Raw genomic sequence first — 15987 nt, 5'->3', positions numbered from 1 at the left:
GTTAATATTGGGTTAACGAAAATGCGAATTTCTCGTGCTTTCAATAGGATGACCCCCGGTTGCAACCTTGCAACCGCACGCCCTTTGACCTCCGCTCCGTTCTCCCCTAAGCCCTGTTCATGGCGTTCACCCTGACCAATCTGCCCGACCTGACGGCTCAGGGATTCGATACGATCATCGACGTCCGAAGCCCTGCCGAATACGCCGAAGATCACGTCCCCGGCGCGGTCAACATGCCCGTCCTGTCCAACGAAGAACGCGCGACGGTCGGCACGATCTACGTGCAGGACAGCCCCTTCAAAGCCCGCAAGATCGGCGCAGCCCTCGTCGCCCGCAACGCCGCCTCTGCGATCGAGGCGCATATGATGGACCACGACGGCGGCTGGCGTCCGCTCGTTTATTGTTGGCGCGGCGGGCAACGCTCCGGCTCGTTCACGTCGATCCTGCAACAGATCGGCTGGCGCGCCGAAACCCTGCACGGCGGCTACCAATCCTACCGCCGCCATGTCGTGGCGCAACTCTACGACGCCACGCTGCCATTCCGCGTGATCCGTCTCGACGGCCTCACCGGCACCGCCAAGACCGACACACTCAACGCCGCCGCAACGCTCGGCGCGCAGGTGCTCGACCTCGAAGGGCTGGCCCGCCATCGCGGCTCCATCCTCGGGGATATCGACGGCGATCAACCGGCCCAGAAGATGTTCGAAAGCCGCATCCTCGCGACCCTCGCCACCTTCGATCCTGCCAAACCGCTCCTGATCGAGGCTGAATCCGCCCGCATCGGCGCGCTCCGCCTCCCGCCCGCGCTTTGGCTCCCGATGAAATCCAGCCCCCGCATCGTACTCGACGCCACGCCACAGCACCGCGCCCGCTACCTCGCTGCGCAATACGCAGCCCTGGTCGCCACCCCCGACGCGCTCACCACCCGCCTCAACGGCCTGCGCCCCATCGCGGGCCACGACCGGGTCAATCGCTGGCTCGACCTGCTGAACCAGGGCCGCGCCGAGGCCCTCGCCCACGCCTTGATCACTGACCATTACGACCCCGCCTATCGCCGCCTGCGCCGCGCCGATGACACGCCTGTCACCGCCACGTTCGATGCGGGCGACCTGCGCCCCACCGCAATTGCGGCCACCGCGCGTGCATTGCTCGATCATCTCACCTGATCCGCCCCGGACTCTGGCCATAGCGTTCCCAACGGCCCCACATCGCCAAAACCGACCCCGCAGCCCCTTGGCCTTCGCGCCGCCATCCGCTACCTCCGCTCCACCACGTGATCAAAGGGGCCGGACCCATGGAAAAATCCTTCAACGCCGCCGAGGCTGAAGCCCGAATTAGCCAGATGTGGCAGGCCCGCAATTGCTTTGCCGCAGGCGCGAATTGGGACGGCGTATCCGACGCCTATTCCATCATGATCCCGCCCCCCAATGTCACGGGCGTCCTGCATGTGGGCCACGCCTTCAACAACACGCTGCAGGATGTGCTGATCCGCTGGCACCGCATGCGCGGCTTCGACACGCTCTGGCAGCCCGGCACCGACCACGCCGGCATCGCCACGCAGATGGTCGTCGAACGCGAGCTCGCAAAATCGCAAATTCAGCGCAAAGACCTCAGCCGCGAAGATTTTCTCGACCACGTCTGGGCCTGGAAAAAGAAATCCGGCGGCACCATCATCGAACAACTCAAGCGCCTTGGCGCGTCCTGCGATTGGTCGCGCGAAGCCTTCACCATGTCCGGCGCGCCCGGTGCGCCCGAGGGCGAAGAGGGCAATTTCCACGACGCCGTCATCCGCGTCTTCGTGGAGATGTACAACAAGGGGCTCATCTACCGCGGCAAGCGCCTCGTGAACTGGGACCCGCATTTTGAAACGGCGATCTCTGACCTAGAAGTCGAAAACACCGACGTCGCGGGTCATATGTGGCACTTCAAATACCCGCTCGCGGGCGGCCAGACTTATGAATATGTCGAGAAGGATGAAGACGGGAATGTCACCCTGCGGGAGACGCGGGACTACATCTCGATCGCCACGACCCGGCCCGAAACGATGCTCGGCGACGGTGCGGTTGCGGTCCACCCCGATGACGAACGCTATGCGCCTATCGTTGGCAAGCTCTGCGAAATTCCGGTCGGGCCAAAGGAACATCGCCGCCTGATCCCGATCATCACCGACGAATACCCGGACATGACTTTCGGCTCGGGTGCCGTGAAGATCACTGGCGCCCATGACTTCAACGACTACGAAGTTGCCAAGCGCGGAGGTATCCCCTGCTACCGCCTGATGGACACCAAGGGTCATCTTCGTGACGACGGCGCGCCCTATGCCGAGGCTGCGGCGATTGCGCAGGCCGTGGCCAATGGCGCGCGGACATTGGGCGAGATGGAGGTCGATGCCCTCAACCTCGTCCCTGATCACCTGCGCGGGCTGGACCGGTTTGAGGCCCGCGAAAAGGTCGTGGCCGAGATCACGGGCGAGGGGCTGGCCGTCATGACCAGTTCCGACGACCCGCGCCTTGGGGGCAAGAAAAAGAAGGGCGAAGACGAAGACATCACGCCCGTCCCGCTGGTCGAGGCCAAGCCCATCACGCAGCCCTTCGGCGACCGCTCCAAGGTCGTGATCGAGCCCATGCTGACCGACCAATGGTTCGTCGACACCGCCAAAATCGTCGGCCCCGCGCTGGACGCCGTCCGTGATGGACGCGTCCGCATCATGCCCGAACAGCACCGGAAGGTGTATTTTCATTGGCTGGAGAATATCGAGCCCTGGACCATCTCGCGTCAGCTTTGGTGGGGCCACCAGATCCCGGTTTGGTATGGGATTACGCAGGGGCAGAGTAACCAGCCAGAGATGGTTTGTGCGCCGACATTCGATGAGGCTTTGGGCTTGTTTTCGTTCGCGAACTCAACGGAGTTTGATCGCGGCGGCTATGTCGTCGTTGCAAACGAGGCGGAGGCCAAAGCGGCGTTTGAAGGATCGAAGATACCGGGCAAACCCTTCGTCGCGATCTACCGCGACCCCGACGTGCTCGACACGTGGTTTTCTTCGGGCCTTTGGCCCATCGGCACCCTCGGCTGGCCCGAGGATACGCCCGAACTCAAACGCTATTTCCCCACCTCAACGCTCATTTCCGGCTTCGACATCATCTTCTTCTGGGTCGCCCGGATGATGATGATGCAACTTGCCGTCGTCGACGACATCCCCTTCAAAGACGTCTACGTCCACGCGCTCGTCCGCGACGAGAAGGGCAAGAAGATGTCGAAATCCACCGGCAACGTCCTCGACCCGCTGGAACTCATCAACGAATACGGCGCCGATGCCGTGCGCTTCACGCTAACCTCCATGGCCGCCATGGGCCGCGACCTCAAGCTGTCGAAGGATCGCATCGCGGGCTACCGCAACTTCGGCACCAAGCTCTGGAACGCCGCGCGGTTTGCCGAGATGAACGAATGCAAACCCTCCGCTGATTTCGACCCCGCCAGCGTGACCCAAACCGTCAACCGCTGGATCGTCGGCGAGACCGCGCGCGCGCGCCTGGCCCATGACGAAGCGCTTGATGGGTATCGCTTCAACGACGCGGCCAACGGTCTTTACCAATTCGTCTGGGGCAAGGTCTGTGACTGGTATCTCGAATTCGCCAAGCCATTGTTTGCGTCTGGCGACGAAGCGGTCATCGCGGAAACACGCGCCACGATGGCCTGGGTGATCGACCAATGCCTGATCCTTCTGCACCCCACGATGCCCTTCATCACCGAAGAGCTCTGGGCCGAGATCGCCACGCGCGACAAACCCCTCGTCCACGCCGATTGGCCTACCTTTGGCGCTGAACTCATCGATGAAGAGGCCGAGCGCGAAATGCGCTGGGTGATCTCCCTGATCGAGGAAATCCGCTCCGTCCGCGCGCAGATGCACGTCCCCGCCGGCCTCAAGGTGCAGCTGTTGCAAGCTGATCTCGACACCGCAGGGCAGGGCGCCTTCGCCCGAAACTCCGCCATGATCACCCGCCTTGCGCGCCTCAGCGAAGTCACCCCGACCGACACCCTGCCCAAGGGCGCGGTCACCATCGCGGTCGAGGGTGGCACCTTTGCCCTGCCCATTGCCGATTTGATCGACGTGGCCGAGGAAAAGGCCCGACTGGAAAAGACTTTGGGCAAGCTCGCCAAAGAACTCGGCGGCCTGCGTGGACGTGTCAACAACCCCAAGTTCGCCGAAAGCGCGCCGCCCGAAGTGGTTGAGGAAACCAGGGAAAACCTCAGCCAGCGCGAAGAGGAGGAGGCCCGCCTGAAGGAGGCTTTGGCACGTCTGGCCGAGGTCGGTTAACCAAGCGCCTGAACATCGCATCCCGCCCAATCCGGGCGGGAAAACCTCCATTGAGGAAACACTCTGTTTCGACGGAAGATCAGTCCAAGGCATTCAACACCGAGGACTTTTCCCATGCGTTTTTTCAAAGCCATTTCCACTGCACTTGTCGCGGCCCTGTCCCTCACGGCCACCACCGCGTCCGCCACCAATTACGGGTGGGAGGCGCCCCCGGTGAACGTCCAGCCGGCGAATTATCACGGCCAGGGCCATGGCTACAACGATTGGGGGCATTACAACAATTACGCCTGGTACCATGTCCACGGCGTCGCCTCATACGATCACCTGAATGTCCGGCACGGTCCCGGCGTCCGTAACCACATCGTCTATACATTGCCCTTCAACGGATACGGCGTGCAGCTGCATGACTGTGCCGTGATCTCGACCACGCGCGGCCCCTCGCGTTGGTGTCTCATCAGCCATCAGGGCTACATCCGGGGTTGGGTGAACGCCCGCTTTCTGGCGCAATCCCATTGACTTGCGCGGTCCAAGACCCCCGCAGACCCGGCCATTGATCATCCGCGTCTCCGACCCGTAGTCTTAGCCACCCCATACCCCTCCAAGGACGATCCCGATGAAAGCTCTGTGTGCACGTCTCACCCTTGTCGCCACCCTTCTGGCCGCGCTCGCCCCGATGGCCAACGCGACCGCCGACGGCCCCGATGCGTGGCGCGTGTTCAACGTGGCCTCCAACGATGTGCTCAACACGCGGGTCGGGCCGGGGACCAATTACTTCGTTATCGACGCATTGCCCCACAATGCGCGTGGTGTGCAGATCGAGTATTGCGTGCCGACCGTGACCCAGACGCAATTCTTCGCGCTGAGCGTGCAACAACAGCAGCAGCTTGAGACCTATCCGGCCTGGTGCCTTGTGTTCTGGAACGGGGTGCAACGTGGCTGGGTCAACCGCCGCTTCCTCGAAGAAGACGCCTACTGACGCGTCAGGGGATCAATCGATCCACCGCCCGCATCATGCCCAGGCTCTTGTCATAAACCAGGGTCAGAACCCGGCGCCCGCCCACCTTCGTGGCAAGCGTCGGGCCAAGGCGCAGCGCGGTCGCGGCCGCGCCGCCGAGGATCAGGAATTGGCGTCTGTTCGTTTTCATGATCCCAATATGGGCCCCCGACCCCCTTGCCGGGCGGGGAAAAATCGGCAAACCAAGACCCATGACCGCACCCCGCTATACCGACCTCGCCCATTCCCTGCCGTCCACCGTACCCTTCGTCGGTCCCGAAACGCAGGAACGCGGCCGGGGATCGGCCTTCGCCGCCCGGCTTGGCGCCAACGAAAGCGTCTTTGGACCCAGTCCGCGCGCCATCGCCGCGATGGCCGGGGCGGCGCATGACGCCTGGATGTATGGCGATCCGGAGGTGCATGACCTGCGCGCTGCCCTCGCCGCGCACCACGCCATCGCCCCCGGCAACATCATCGTCGGCGAAGGGATCGACGGCCTGCTTGGCTATCTCGTCCGGCTTCTGGTGGGGCCGGGCGATGCGGTTGTAACCTCCAACGGGGCCTATCCGACCTTCAACTATCATGTGGCGGGCTTCGGTGGCGCGTTGCACAAGGTGCCCTACACGGACGATTTCGAAGATCCCGACGCCCTGATCGCCAAGGCGGCGGAGGTCGACGCGAAGCTCATCTACTTCGCCAACCCCGACAACCCCATGGGCAATTGGCACAGCGCCGAAACCGTGCAGCGCATGATCGCGCGCCTGCCCGAGGGCTGCGTTCTGGCGCTGGATGAGGCCTATGCCGACACCGCGCCTGCGGACGCGATCCCGCCGCTCGACCTGACCCATCCGCGCGTGATCCGATTCCGAACCTTCTCCAAGGCCTATGGCCTTGCGGGCCTGCGCGTGGGCTATGGGTTGGCCGAGGCGGATTTCATTACGTCCTTCGGCAAGATCCGCAATCATTTCGGCATGGGCCGCGTCGCGCAAGCCGCCGCGCTGGCCGCGTTGGAGGATCAAGCTTACCTTACGGACACCATCGTCCGCATCGCCGCCGCGCGGGATCGCATCAGCGCCATCGCACGTGACAACGGCCTGACCCCGCTGCCGTCGGCCACGAATTTCGTCACGATAGATTGCGGGCGGGACGGCGATTTCGCCCGCGCCACGCTCGCCGCTCTGGTTGCGCAGGGCATCCTCGTGCGCATGCCGTTCGTCGCGCCACAAGATCGCTGCATTCGCGTGTCCTGTGCGCCGGATCCGGCTTTGGACAAATTCGCCGAGGCCCTGCCCGTGGCGCTGCAACGGGCCGCATCAGGCGACTGATCCCACGCCGGGGCCTACCTTGCTCAACCTGCCTCGGCCACAACCTTCATCGCCGCTTCCAGCCCGGTCGGCCCGTGCGGGATCTGCAGTGCGGCCATCCCCGCCTGCAAGCCCGCCAACACGCCCAGAACCATATGCGCGTTCACATGCCCCATGTGACCGATCCGCAGGTAGTCATCGGGCGCCTCCAACCCGTCCAGCGGCACCCCCAGCGTGACGCCGTAATTGGCCTCCATCCACTCCCGCAGACGCAGCCCGTTGCCGGGGCCGAAATTGACCAACGTCACGGCATGGCTGCGCTTGTCCCGCTCTGCCACATTGGGCCGCACCGGGCCCGCCTGGCCCCAGACTTCAAGCGCCGACCAAATCGCCTCGGCCAGAACGCTATGCCTCCGCCAGACCTGAGGCAGCCCCTCCTCGTGCACGATCATGTCCAGCGACGTGCGCAGGCCGTAAAGGTGATGCGTCGGCGCCGTGCCGCAGAAGTAGCGGTAGAAATACTCCGGGTCGATCCGAGGTCGCCAATCCCAATAGGGCGTGACCATGTTCGCCCGCTCCCGCGCGGCATCCGCCTTGGCGTTGAAATAGACAAACGCCATGCCCGGCGGCGTCATCAGGCCCTTCTGGCTGCCGGTGACCATCACATCGACGCCCCAGGCGTCCATGTGGAACTCATCACAGCCCAGGCAGGCGATGTTGTCCGAGAAAAGCAAGGCCGGATGCCCCGCCGTGTCCAGCACCCCGCGCAGCCCCATGATGTTGTTTTTCACCGAAGTCGCCGTGTCGACCTGCACTGCCAGAACCGCCTTGATCCTGTGTTCGGTATCGGCGGCCAAGGCCTCTGTCACGCGCGCCATGTCGATATCCGCGTGCATGCCGAAGTCCAACACCTCGCAGTCCGCGCCCAGATCGCGGGCCATCTCGCCCCAGCCGATCCCGAACCGTCCCGTCGCCAGCACCAGAACCTTGTCCCCCCGCGACAGCGTGTTGACCAACGCCGCTTCCCAGGCCCCGTGCCCGTTGCAGATATACATCGCCACGTGGTGCTTGGTCTGTGCCACCGTTTTCAGATCGGGCACGATGCCCGCGACCATATCCACCAACGCGCCGCGATAAATGTTGGGCGCGGCGCGGTGCATCGCCTGCAACACCCGATCGGGCATGACGGAAGGGCCGGGAATGGCAAGATAATGGCGACCATTGGACAGGGACATTTCGGCGGCTCCGGGGTGAAAAACGTGCGTCCGCGCAGAGGTATCCCGCCCCCCATGGCCGGTCAACGTTGCGCGTGCTCTCTCGCATGATTAGCTGTGATGCGACGGATCACGGGGGCTGAACACATGGTCGGAGAACGGGCAGAGGATCGAACGGTCCTGCGCATTGGCGGGGCAGAGGCTCATGGCTTCCTAAAGGGGTTGGTAACACGCGATCCCGGCGATGGGCTGACCTATGCAGCCCTTCTGACACCGCAGGGCAAATACCTCGCCGATTTCTTCCTGCTCGACCGCGGCGACGACATCCTTCTCGACGTGAAAACCGACCTCGCCCCCGGCCTCGCACAGCTTCTGAGCATGTATCGCCTGCGCGCCGATGTGGTGATCGAAGAGGCCGGGCTTACCGTTATCCGCGGGCTCGGCACACCGCCCGAAGGCGCCCATCCCGACCCTCGCGATCCGTCCCTAGGGTGGCGCGCCTATGGCGTTGAGGGTGGCGATCCTGCCATCGATTGGAACGCTTTGCGGGTCGCGGCTTGCGTGCCGGAAACCGGTGTCGAACTGATCCCGAACGAAACGTATATACTTGAGGCGGGCTTCGACCGGTTGTCTGGCGTGGACCACCGCAAGGGCTGCTACGTGGGCCAAGAGGTCACCGCCCGCATGAAGCACAAGACCGAGCTGAAGAAGGGCTTCGTCACGGTCAAGATCGACGGCACGGCCCCCGTCGGAACCGAGATCACCGCCGATGGCAAACCGGCCGGGGCGCTTTATACACAAGCGGACGGCCACGCCATCGCCTACCTGCGCTTTGACCGTGCCAAGGGGGATCTGACCGCCGCTGATGCGCGCATTGTCTGGCAAAACGCACCAAAATAGCCGCTGTGGATAAGTTGGGGGTAGATCGTAAAAAATCAATCTTGACCTCAGATCAAAAGTCCCGCCGCCCCTTCATGTCTCAAAAGCCATACTTTTGTTTCCACACCCCCGGGCGCTGAAAATCCACCCAGACGGCCCGTCCCGAGAATCCGATGACAGGGGATCAAGATCGGAATGTGGTTCGCGCCGCAGGCCTGGCCGACCGCTTGCGCGGGCAAACCGACCTCTTGCGCCACATCGCCGTAACTGCGCGTCTCGCCCATCGGGATTGCCAGCATCGCGTCCAACACCCGCCCCGCCGCATCGCTGCGCCCATGCCGGATCGGAACGCTGAACCGGCTCAGGCGACCGTCGAAATAGGCGGCCAGTTCCGCCGCCGCCGCGCGCAACAGATCACTGTCGCCCGGCCTCTCAATCCGCCGCCACCCGGCCCGCACAATCGCGCCGTCGGCCTCTTCGACGTGGACCGAGCCAACTGGTGTATCCACACTGATGCAGGTGTCGTCCCCGCGACCGACCAAGGCGCCATCACCCCCCGATCTTGTCTTGCGTCCTGGTCGCGAAATCCTCCGCCGAATGCCGTTCCCAAAGCTGCTCATGCGGCTCGCCCGAGGTGCGGTTCACCATCTTGCCGCGTGCCGCTCCGGGCCGCGCTTCGATCCGCTTGGCCCAGGCGATAACGTTCTCGTATTCATGAACCGACAGGAACTCCCCGGCGTTGTAGCTTTCGCCCATCACGGTGCGTCCATACCACGGCCAGATCGCCATATCTGCGATGGTGTATTCTCCGCCCGCCATCCATTCATTCTCGGCCAGATGCTTGTCCAACACGTCCAATTGCCGCTTCGTCTCCATGGCGTAGCGGTTGATCGGATATTCCATCGGATAGGGCGCATAGGCATAGAAATGCCCGAAGCCGCCGCCCAGAAACGGCGCGCTGCCCATCTGCCACATCAACCACGACAGCAACTCGGGTCGCGCTTTGTCTGGCCCCATGAACGCGCCGAATTTCTCGGCTAAGTGCATCATGATCGCGACGCTCTCGAACACGCGCACCGGCTCCGGCCCCGAGCGGTCCATCAGGGCGGGGATCTTGGAATTGGGATTGATCTCGACAAAACCCGACCCGAACTGATCGCCATCACCGATCCGGATCAACCAGGCGTCATATTCCGCGTCGTTGAACCCCGCCTCCAGCAATTCTTCAAACAAAACCGTGACTTTCACCCCGTTGGGCGTGCCAAGCGAATAAAGCTGAAACGGATGCGCCCCAACCGGCAAATCCTTGTCATGCGTGGCCCCCGCAATCGGCCGGTTGAGCGATGCCCACTCGCCGCCATTCTCCGCATCCCATGTCCAAACCTTGGGGGGGGTGTATTCTTCTGGGCGAGACATGGCGGACACTCCTTTTGGTGGCAGGTTCCCAACGCTAGGCCATCCCGGACGGAAACCCAAGGCACCCCTCTTCCGGAAATCCACGCGCTCTCAAAGCGATGGCAGCAATTTGTCATCCAGGTCGCGGTACCAAAGCTCGACCAATTGCCACGGGGCACCGGCACCGTCGCGGGCGAATTCGTATTGGTAATCGTGAGAGAGATGGTCGAAGCGCGGGTTCTGAAAATGTGTATCAACAAAGGCTCGGTCGCCCTCGATCCGTTCGTCGGTCACGGTTTCGGCGGCGGGGTCATGGGGGCTTTCGCTGGCCATGGCAAGGCCCTGATAGGTCTTCGCCGGCCCGCAATGGCGCAGGATCAAACCATCATAGCTTTGCCCTTGGTTCCACCGCGCCTCGCTGTCCTCGAACGCAGCCTCTTCCATCGCATAGGTGTTCCATTGCGTGTGATCGGCCATGAAACGCCGGGTCCGCTCGGTCGGGTCGAGGTCGCCTGACACCTCACCCGTGAACATGTCTTTTGCGACATCCGGATAGGCGTCGTGCATCACCGAGCCGTAAGCCGCACGTGCATTGTCCGAGGTTGGGGTGAACGCGCCTGCATCCTCGTAATCCGCTTCAAGCGTTACGTTGTTGCCCCGTGCGCGGGCAGCCAGACGCGCGGTCCGATACGGGGTTTTCTTGAAAAACCCGCTCTTCTGCACGGTCGCCGCCTGAAGCTCTCGGAATTGCTCCAGTGCTTTCGATCCATCGGCCAGCGCCGTCTTTCGTTCCAGAGCACGACCCTTGAAGAAATAGACATCGACGCGGTCGCCTGCATGCACATAGGCCGCGAAGCTGTAATCGGGCACATGCTTGCGCGCCAATCCGATGAGCGAGCCCCCTAGGGCCTTTACCAACGCGTCCATAAATCCTCCGACCGGTCATAGGGCGGCCCCATTGCGAGGCCGCCCGATTGTTCGGCTACCCCAGCGCCGCGTCGCAGCGTCCACAGACACCCTCATGGGAATGCTGACCCACATCGGGCAGGATTTTCCAGCAGCGCTGGCATTTCTGCCCGAGGGCCTTTTCGAAGACCACGCTGATCCCCGCAATCTCCGGCAGGCGGAACGCCTCCGCCGGGGCCGGGTCCGCCGACAGCGCGATGTCTGAGGTGATCGTCATGTCCTCGAACGCCACGCTCTGGAGCGCGGTCAGGACATCCGCATCCTCGACATGGACCACAGGCGCCGCTTCAAGCGAGGCCCCGATCACCTTGTCACGCCGCTGCACCTCAAGCGCCGCCGTCACGACGCGCCGCGCGGCCCGCACTTTGGCCCATTTCGCCGCCAGCGCGTCGTCGCGCCAATCGCCCGGCGTTTCGGGAATATCCACCAGATGCACCGAGGATTGCTCCCCCGGGAACCGCTCCAGCCAGACCTCTTCCATAGTGAATACCAAAATCGGCGCCAACCACGTCGTCAGCCGGTGGAACAGAAGGTCCAGAACACTGCGCGCCGCGCGTCTGCGTTCCGTGTCGCCATCGCAGTACAAAACGTCCTTGCGGATGTCGAAATAGAACGCGCTGAGGTCCGTCGTGGCAAAGGTGAAGACCGCCTGAAACACGCCCTGGAAATCAAACGCGCGGTAGCCGTCGCGCACAACCTGATCCAGCTCAGCCACCCGGTGCAGCACCCACCGCTCCAACTCGGGCATATCCGCCGGGGCCACTCGATCCGCTTCGGTGAAATCGTTCAACGAGCCCAACATGAACCGCATCGTGTTCCTGAGCCGCCGGTATGAATCCGCCGTCCCCTTTAGGATCTCCGGCCCGATCCGTTGATCGGCGGTGTAATCGGTCTGCGCCACCCACAACCGCAGGATATCCGCGCCGTATTGCTTCACGATCTCTTCGGGCACGATGGTGTTGCCGATGCTCTTGGACATCTTCATGCCCTTCTCATCAAGCGTGAACCCGTGCGTCACCACGTTGCGGTACGGCGCGCGCCCCTGCGTGCCCACCGATTGCATCAGCGAGGAATGGAACCACCCACGATGCTGGTCGGTGCCTTCCATGTAGACGTCCGCGATCCCGTCCTCGGTTCCGTCGTCGCGGTCGCGCAAAACAAAGGCGTGGGTCGAGCCGCTGTCAAACCAAACGTCAAGGATATCAAACACCTGATCATAGGCGTCCGCGTCCACAATGCCGTCGAGGAACCGCGCTTTTGCGCCGTCCTTGTACCACGCATCCGCGCCCTCGGCCTCGAACGCCTCCAGCACGCGGGCGTTCACCGCCTCATTGCGCAGCAGGTAATCCGGGTCCGTCGGCAACGCGCCTTTCTTGGTGAAGCACGTCAATGGCACACCCCAGGCGCGCTGGCGGCTCAGCACCCAATCCGGCCGCGCCTCCATCATCGAATGCAGCCGGTTGCGCCCCGATTGCGGGGTCCATTTCACGCGGTCGATCTCTTCCAACGCGCGGCCGCGGATCGTGAATTCATCATCCCCGACCTTCATCTCTTTATCGATTGCCGCGAACCATTGCGGCGTATTGCGATAGATCACCGGCGCTTTCGAGCGCCACGAATGCGGGTAGGAATGGTGGATCTTGCCGCGCGCCAACAGCCCGCCAACCTCGACCAGCTTGTCGATCACCGCCTTGTTCGCCGTGCCCTCTCCGCCCTTGCGCGACAGGATGTACTGCCCGCCGAAGAACGGCAAATCTTTGCGGAACGACCCATCATCCATCACGTTATAGGTGATGACCTGCTCCAACATGCCCAGATCGCGGTAGAGTTCATATTCCTCCATTCCGTGGGACGGGGCGCAATGCACGAAGCCGGTGCCTTCCTCGTCGCTGACGAAATCGCCATGCCGGAAATCGCGCGGGTCATCCCATTCGCCGTTGGCCTCAGCCGCCCCGGCCAGCGGATGCGACAAGCTGATCGCCTCAAGCTCCGCCGTCGTCACATCGCGCAGGCGGGTCCATTGGCCGTCTTCCAGCCGCGCGCGCGCCATCACGTCCGCCGCGCGGGTGTCGGCCAATACGAACCGGTCGCCAACAGCCGCCCAACATTCGTCCGGCGTGCCCGTGACCTCATAGAGGCCGTAGGAAATGTCACGCCCGAACGCCACGGCCTTGTTCGACGGGATCGTCCAGGGCGTCGTCGTCCAGATCACGACATAGGCATTTCGGAAATCCTCGAAGTCCTGGGTTAGTTGCTGACCATTGCCCCCTTTGAACGTGGGCACTTCGTCCCCGGCACCGATGAAATTGGCTTTTCCCCCGGTTTTGACCTTAAACTTCACCCAGATCGTAAAACTGTCCTTGTCGTGGTACTCCACCTCCGCCTCGGCCAGCGCCGTCTGCTCCATCGGCGACCACATCACGGGCTTGGAGCCCTGATACAGCGTCCCGTTCATCAGGAACTTCTGGAACTCCTCCGCGATGATCCGCTCGGCGCGGAAATCCATCGTCAGGTACGGCTTGTCCCACGTCCCCGTCACGCCGAGGCGCTTGAATTCCTCGCGCTGGATGCCGACCCAATGGTCCGCAAATTCGCGGCATTCCTGCCGGAACTCGACGATATCCACGTCGTCCTTGTTGCGACCCTTCTTGCGGTATTGCTCTTCGATCTTCCACTCGATCGGCAAGCCGTGACAATCCCAACCGGGGATGTAGCGGCTGTCGTAACCCATCATCTGATGGGACCGCACGATGATATCCTTGATCGTCTTGTTGAGCGCATGCCCGATATGAAGATGCCCGTTCGCATAGGGCGGGCCATCATGCAGCGTGAAGGGCACGCGATCCGTAGCGGCCGCTTTCTCGCGCAGTCGCTCATAAACGCCGATCTTCTCCCAACGGGCCAGCCATTCGGGCTCGCGCTTGGGCAGGCCCGCGCGCATCGGGAAATCGGTTTTCGGAAGGTTCAGCGTGTCCTTGTAATCCACGGTTTCGGTCGTGGTCGGGGTATCGGCGCACATCTCCGGCGCTCCTCGTCATCGTAAATCTGAAAGGGGTGTAGCAGGGCCGGGCCGAGGCTCAAGCGATAAATCCCTGGCCCCATTCCACGGCAAATCCCGGCGGCTCGATTGGATCAGAGCGCCGGGCTGCTAATTCGAATAACGGTGCTGAACATGCGTCCCATGACCCGCTACATAAGCCCGTACGGCGCGAAGGTCAAAGCCTCAGCACGGGCCACCGATCACGCCCAGACCCAACAGGATCAACACCAATCCGGCCATCGACGCTCCGCCCGACGCGATCAAGTTCACATTGCGCGTCGCCGCATCGCGGATCGCGCCAAACTCCCCCATCCCGCCGACCAGAACCGCCAGCCCCCCCAACACCAGTTTGGCGTAATCAATGAAGCTGCACGTCGTCACGCCGTTTTCTGTCACGGTCGACGTGCTCTGAACGCTCAGGACAAAGCCCGCAATGGCCAGCCCGATGGCGATCTTCGACAGAAGCGATAGGTCCTTGATGCCCATGGCAGGGGTCCGATCCGTTGATGTCCGCCCCCACACTCGCCGAAACGGCGCGCGCACTCAACACCGGGGGGCACAACGCGCCGCATGGGCCTGCGGGGCGGCGGCGCTATCGTGTGGTCCATGAAGCAAACCATCGCAATTGCCGGGGCCGGGATCGGGGGCCTTGCCGCCGCCAGCCTTCTGGCGCGTGACGGCCACCACGTCACCGTGTTCGATCAATTCGAAGCGCCGCGCCCGGTGGGCTCGGGCCTTGTGATCCAACCCGTGGGCATGGATGTCCTGCGCGCCGCCGGAGCCGCGGACGAAGCTCTTGCACGCGGCACGCCGATCCAGACGATGTTCGGCGATGAGGTCGCGCAAAATCGCGTGGTCCTGTCCGTCTCCTACGGTAAAACGCCTGATCGGCAGGGTCTCGGCATCCACCGCGCGGCCCTGTTCGGGGGACTCCACGACGCGGCCAACGCGGCCGGTGCCACCATCGTGCCAAGCAGCCCCGTCACCGGGCGCGCACACCAGCATCTGCATGTCGCGGGCCGGCCCGAAGGCCCGTTCGATCTGACCATCGACGCGCTCGGCGCGGGGTCTGCGCTGTCGCCGCTGCGTTCCCGCCCGCTGCCCTATGGCGCGGTCTGGGCCACCGTGCCTTGGCCAGCCGAGGCCCCCTTCGCCGAGGATCACCTGACCCAACGCTATCGCCGCGCCGACCGGATGCTTGGCGTTCTGCCCGTCGGAACCATGCGCGATGCGCCCGACACCCGGCTGGCCGCAATATTCTACTCGTTGAAAGCCGATGGCATTGACGCCCATTACGCCCGCCCCTTCGCCGATTGGCGGGCCGAGGCCGAAGCGCTCTGGCCCGAATTCGCCACCTATCTGCCCGAGGGTCTCGACCACGGCGATTTCACCCGCGCCACATACACCCACGGCACCCTCAAGCGCCCCTACGACGACGGGCTCGTGCATATCGGCGACGCCGCGCACCGCGCCTCGCCGCAATTGGGGCAGGGGGCGAATATGGCGCTGCTGGATGCCCGCGCCCTGCAACTGGCCCTGCGGCAGGCGACGGGCGAAGAGGCGTTGCGCCGCTACGCCATGGCGCGGCGCTGGCATGTCTGGATTTATCAGGCGATGTCCGCCAGCTTCACGCCGCAATACCAATCCGACAGCACCGTTCTGCCAGTGCTCCGCGACCGCGCGCTGGCGCCCCTGTCGCGAACCTGGCCGGTCCCCGCGATCCTGACCCGGCTGGTCTGTGGCGACCTCGTGCCGCCCATGGCGTCGCTTGAAACACGCAATTCCTGAGCAGGCCGTTGCGCTGTGCGGGGAGCTTAACAAATCGTAAACAATAAAGGCAAAATCACGTAATTATAGAGGCTTAACCCATGGTTTCAACC

General features: G+C 63.3%; 14 protein-coding genes. 7 read left to right on the top strand and 7 right to left on the bottom strand.

Going from position 1 to position 15987, the window contains the following annotated elements; translation table 11 throughout:
• Positions 1-119: 119 nt before the first annotated feature.
• The 4 genes from mnmH to V8J83_RS09385 all read left to right on the top strand — a co-directional run bounded on the left by mnmH (position 120) and on the right by V8J83_RS09385 (position 5291).
• Positions 120-1166 carry a tRNA 2-selenouridine(34) synthase MnmH gene (gene mnmH / locus V8J83_RS09400; protein ID WP_339985747.1) on the top strand — a complete coding sequence of 349 codons (1047 nt, stop codon included), beginning with the start codon at positions 120-122 and terminating at the stop codon, positions 1164-1166.
• 128 nt (positions 1167-1294) lie between these two features.
• On the top strand, positions 1295-4315 hold the full coding sequence (locus V8J83_RS09395; protein WP_339985745.1) for a valine--tRNA ligase: 3021 nt from the start codon (positions 1295-1297) through the stop codon (positions 4313-4315).
• A gap of 114 nt (positions 4316-4429) precedes the next feature.
• A complete protein-coding gene (locus V8J83_RS09390) occupies positions 4430-4831 on the top strand; it encodes an SH3 domain-containing protein (RefSeq protein WP_339985743.1) in 402 nt (133 codons plus the stop codon).
• A gap of 97 nt (positions 4832-4928) precedes the next feature.
• Positions 4929-5291 (top strand): SH3 domain-containing protein, encoded by a 363-nt coding sequence (locus tag V8J83_RS09385; protein ID WP_339985741.1) that lies wholly within the window; start codon positions 4929-4931, stop codon positions 5289-5291.
• Positions 5292-5295: 4 nt separating this feature from the next.
• Here V8J83_RS09385 and V8J83_RS09380 read toward each other — a convergent pair whose 3' ends face one another.
• Entirely contained in the window at positions 5296-5460 is a 165-nt protein-coding gene (locus tag V8J83_RS09380) for a Tat pathway signal protein (protein WP_339985739.1), read from the bottom strand.
• A 61-nt stretch (positions 5461-5521) separates the two neighbouring features.
• Here V8J83_RS09380 and V8J83_RS09375 point away from each other — a divergent pair, with 61 nt between their 5' ends.
• Positions 5522-6634 carry a pyridoxal phosphate-dependent aminotransferase gene (locus tag V8J83_RS09375; protein WP_339985737.1) on the top strand — a complete coding sequence of 371 codons (1113 nt, stop codon included), beginning with the start codon at positions 5522-5524 and terminating at the stop codon, positions 6632-6634.
• 23 nt (positions 6635-6657) lie between these two features.
• On the opposite strand, the gene V8J83_RS09370 is transcribed toward V8J83_RS09375, so the two are convergent.
• Entirely contained in the window at positions 6658-7848 is a 1191-nt protein-coding gene (locus V8J83_RS09370; protein WP_339985735.1) for a pyridoxal-phosphate-dependent aminotransferase family protein, read from the bottom strand.
• 99 nt (positions 7849-7947) lie between these two features.
• Between V8J83_RS09370 and ygfZ the strand changes: the two genes are divergently transcribed.
• Positions 7948-8727, top strand: a complete 780-nt coding sequence (ygfZ, locus tag V8J83_RS09365; RefSeq protein ID WP_339985733.1) for a CAF17-like 4Fe-4S cluster assembly/insertion protein YgfZ — start codon at positions 7948-7950, stop codon at positions 8725-8727.
• A 47-nt stretch (positions 8728-8774) separates the two neighbouring features.
• Here the strand turns inward: ygfZ and V8J83_RS09360 are convergent, their stop codons facing one another.
• From V8J83_RS09360 to V8J83_RS09340, 5 genes are all read right to left on the bottom strand, one after another.
• Positions 8775-9221, bottom strand: a complete 447-nt coding sequence (locus V8J83_RS09360; protein WP_339986062.1) for a methylated-DNA--[protein]-cysteine S-methyltransferase — start codon at positions 9219-9221, stop codon at positions 8775-8777.
• A gap of 34 nt (positions 9222-9255) precedes the next feature.
• The gene (gene yghU, locus V8J83_RS09355) at positions 9256-10122 is read right to left on the bottom strand and encodes a glutathione-dependent disulfide-bond oxidoreductase (RefSeq protein ID WP_339985731.1); all 867 of its coding nucleotides are present in this window, start codon (positions 10120-10122) and stop codon (positions 9256-9258) included.
• A gap of 90 nt (positions 10123-10212) precedes the next feature.
• Positions 10213-11028: a hypothetical protein gene (locus tag V8J83_RS09350; protein ID WP_339985729.1), complete on the bottom strand. Its 816-nt coding sequence runs from the start codon at positions 11026-11028 to the stop codon at positions 10213-10215.
• Positions 11029-11083: 55 nt separating this feature from the next.
• Positions 11084-14086, bottom strand: a complete 3003-nt coding sequence (ileS, locus tag V8J83_RS09345) for an isoleucine--tRNA ligase (protein ID WP_339985727.1) — start codon at positions 14084-14086, stop codon at positions 11084-11086.
• 204 nt (positions 14087-14290) lie between these two features.
• Positions 14291-14593 carry a hypothetical protein gene (locus tag V8J83_RS09340; RefSeq protein WP_339985725.1) on the bottom strand — a complete coding sequence of 101 codons (303 nt, stop codon included), beginning with the start codon at positions 14591-14593 and terminating at the stop codon, positions 14291-14293.
• A 120-nt stretch (positions 14594-14713) separates the two neighbouring features.
• Here V8J83_RS09340 and V8J83_RS09335 point away from each other — a divergent pair, with 120 nt between their 5' ends.
• A complete protein-coding gene (locus V8J83_RS09335) occupies positions 14714-15895 on the top strand; it encodes an FAD-dependent oxidoreductase (protein WP_339985723.1) in 1182 nt (393 codons plus the stop codon).
• The last annotated feature ends 92 nt before the right edge of the window (positions 15896-15987 follow it).

Source organism: Gymnodinialimonas ulvae (assembly GCF_037543845.1).
In the GTDB taxonomy this organism is placed as follows: domain Bacteria; phylum Pseudomonadota; class Alphaproteobacteria; order Rhodobacterales; family Rhodobacteraceae; genus Gymnodinialimonas; species Gymnodinialimonas ulvae.
This window is presented reverse-complemented; position numbering and strand designations above follow the sequence as displayed.

Bases quoted from the DNA above. Each gene is read 5' to 3' on its own strand.
- mnmH (WP_339985747.1), top strand. From the start codon at position 120: ATGGCGTTCACCCTGACCAATCTGCCCGACCTGACGGCTCAGGGATTC.
- V8J83_RS09395 (WP_339985745.1), top strand. From the start codon at position 1,295: ATGGAAAAATCCTTCAACGCCGCCGAGGCTGAAGCCCGAATTAGCCAG.
- V8J83_RS09390 (WP_339985743.1), top strand. From the start codon at position 4,430: ATGCGTTTTTTCAAAGCCATTTCCACTGCACTTGTCGCGGCCCTGTCC.
- V8J83_RS09385 (WP_339985741.1), top strand. From the start codon at position 4,929: ATGAAAGCTCTGTGTGCACGTCTCACCCTTGTCGCCACCCTTCTGGCC.
- V8J83_RS09380 (WP_339985739.1), bottom strand. From the start codon at position 5,460: ATGAAAACGAACAGACGCCAATTCCTGATCCTCGGCGGCGCGGCCGCG.
- V8J83_RS09375 (WP_339985737.1), top strand. From the start codon at position 5,522: ATGACCGCACCCCGCTATACCGACCTCGCCCATTCCCTGCCGTCCACC.
- V8J83_RS09370 (WP_339985735.1), bottom strand. From the start codon at position 7,848: ATGTCCCTGTCCAATGGTCGCCATTATCTTGCCATTCCCGGCCCTTCC.
- ygfZ (WP_339985733.1), top strand. From the start codon at position 7,948: ATGCGACGGATCACGGGGGCTGAACACATGGTCGGAGAACGGGCAGAG.
- yghU (WP_339985731.1), bottom strand. From the start codon at position 10,122: ATGTCTCGCCCAGAAGAATACACCCCCCCCAAGGTTTGGACATGGGAT.
- V8J83_RS09350 (WP_339985729.1), bottom strand. From the start codon at position 11,028: ATGGACGCGTTGGTAAAGGCCCTAGGGGGCTCGCTCATCGGATTGGCG.
- ileS (WP_339985727.1), bottom strand. From the start codon at position 14,086: ATGTGCGCCGATACCCCGACCACGACCGAAACCGTGGATTACAAGGAC.
- V8J83_RS09340 (WP_339985725.1), bottom strand. From the start codon at position 14,593: ATGGGCATCAAGGACCTATCGCTTCTGTCGAAGATCGCCATCGGGCTG.
- V8J83_RS09335 (WP_339985723.1), top strand. From the start codon at position 14,714: ATGAAGCAAACCATCGCAATTGCCGGGGCCGGGATCGGGGGCCTTGCC.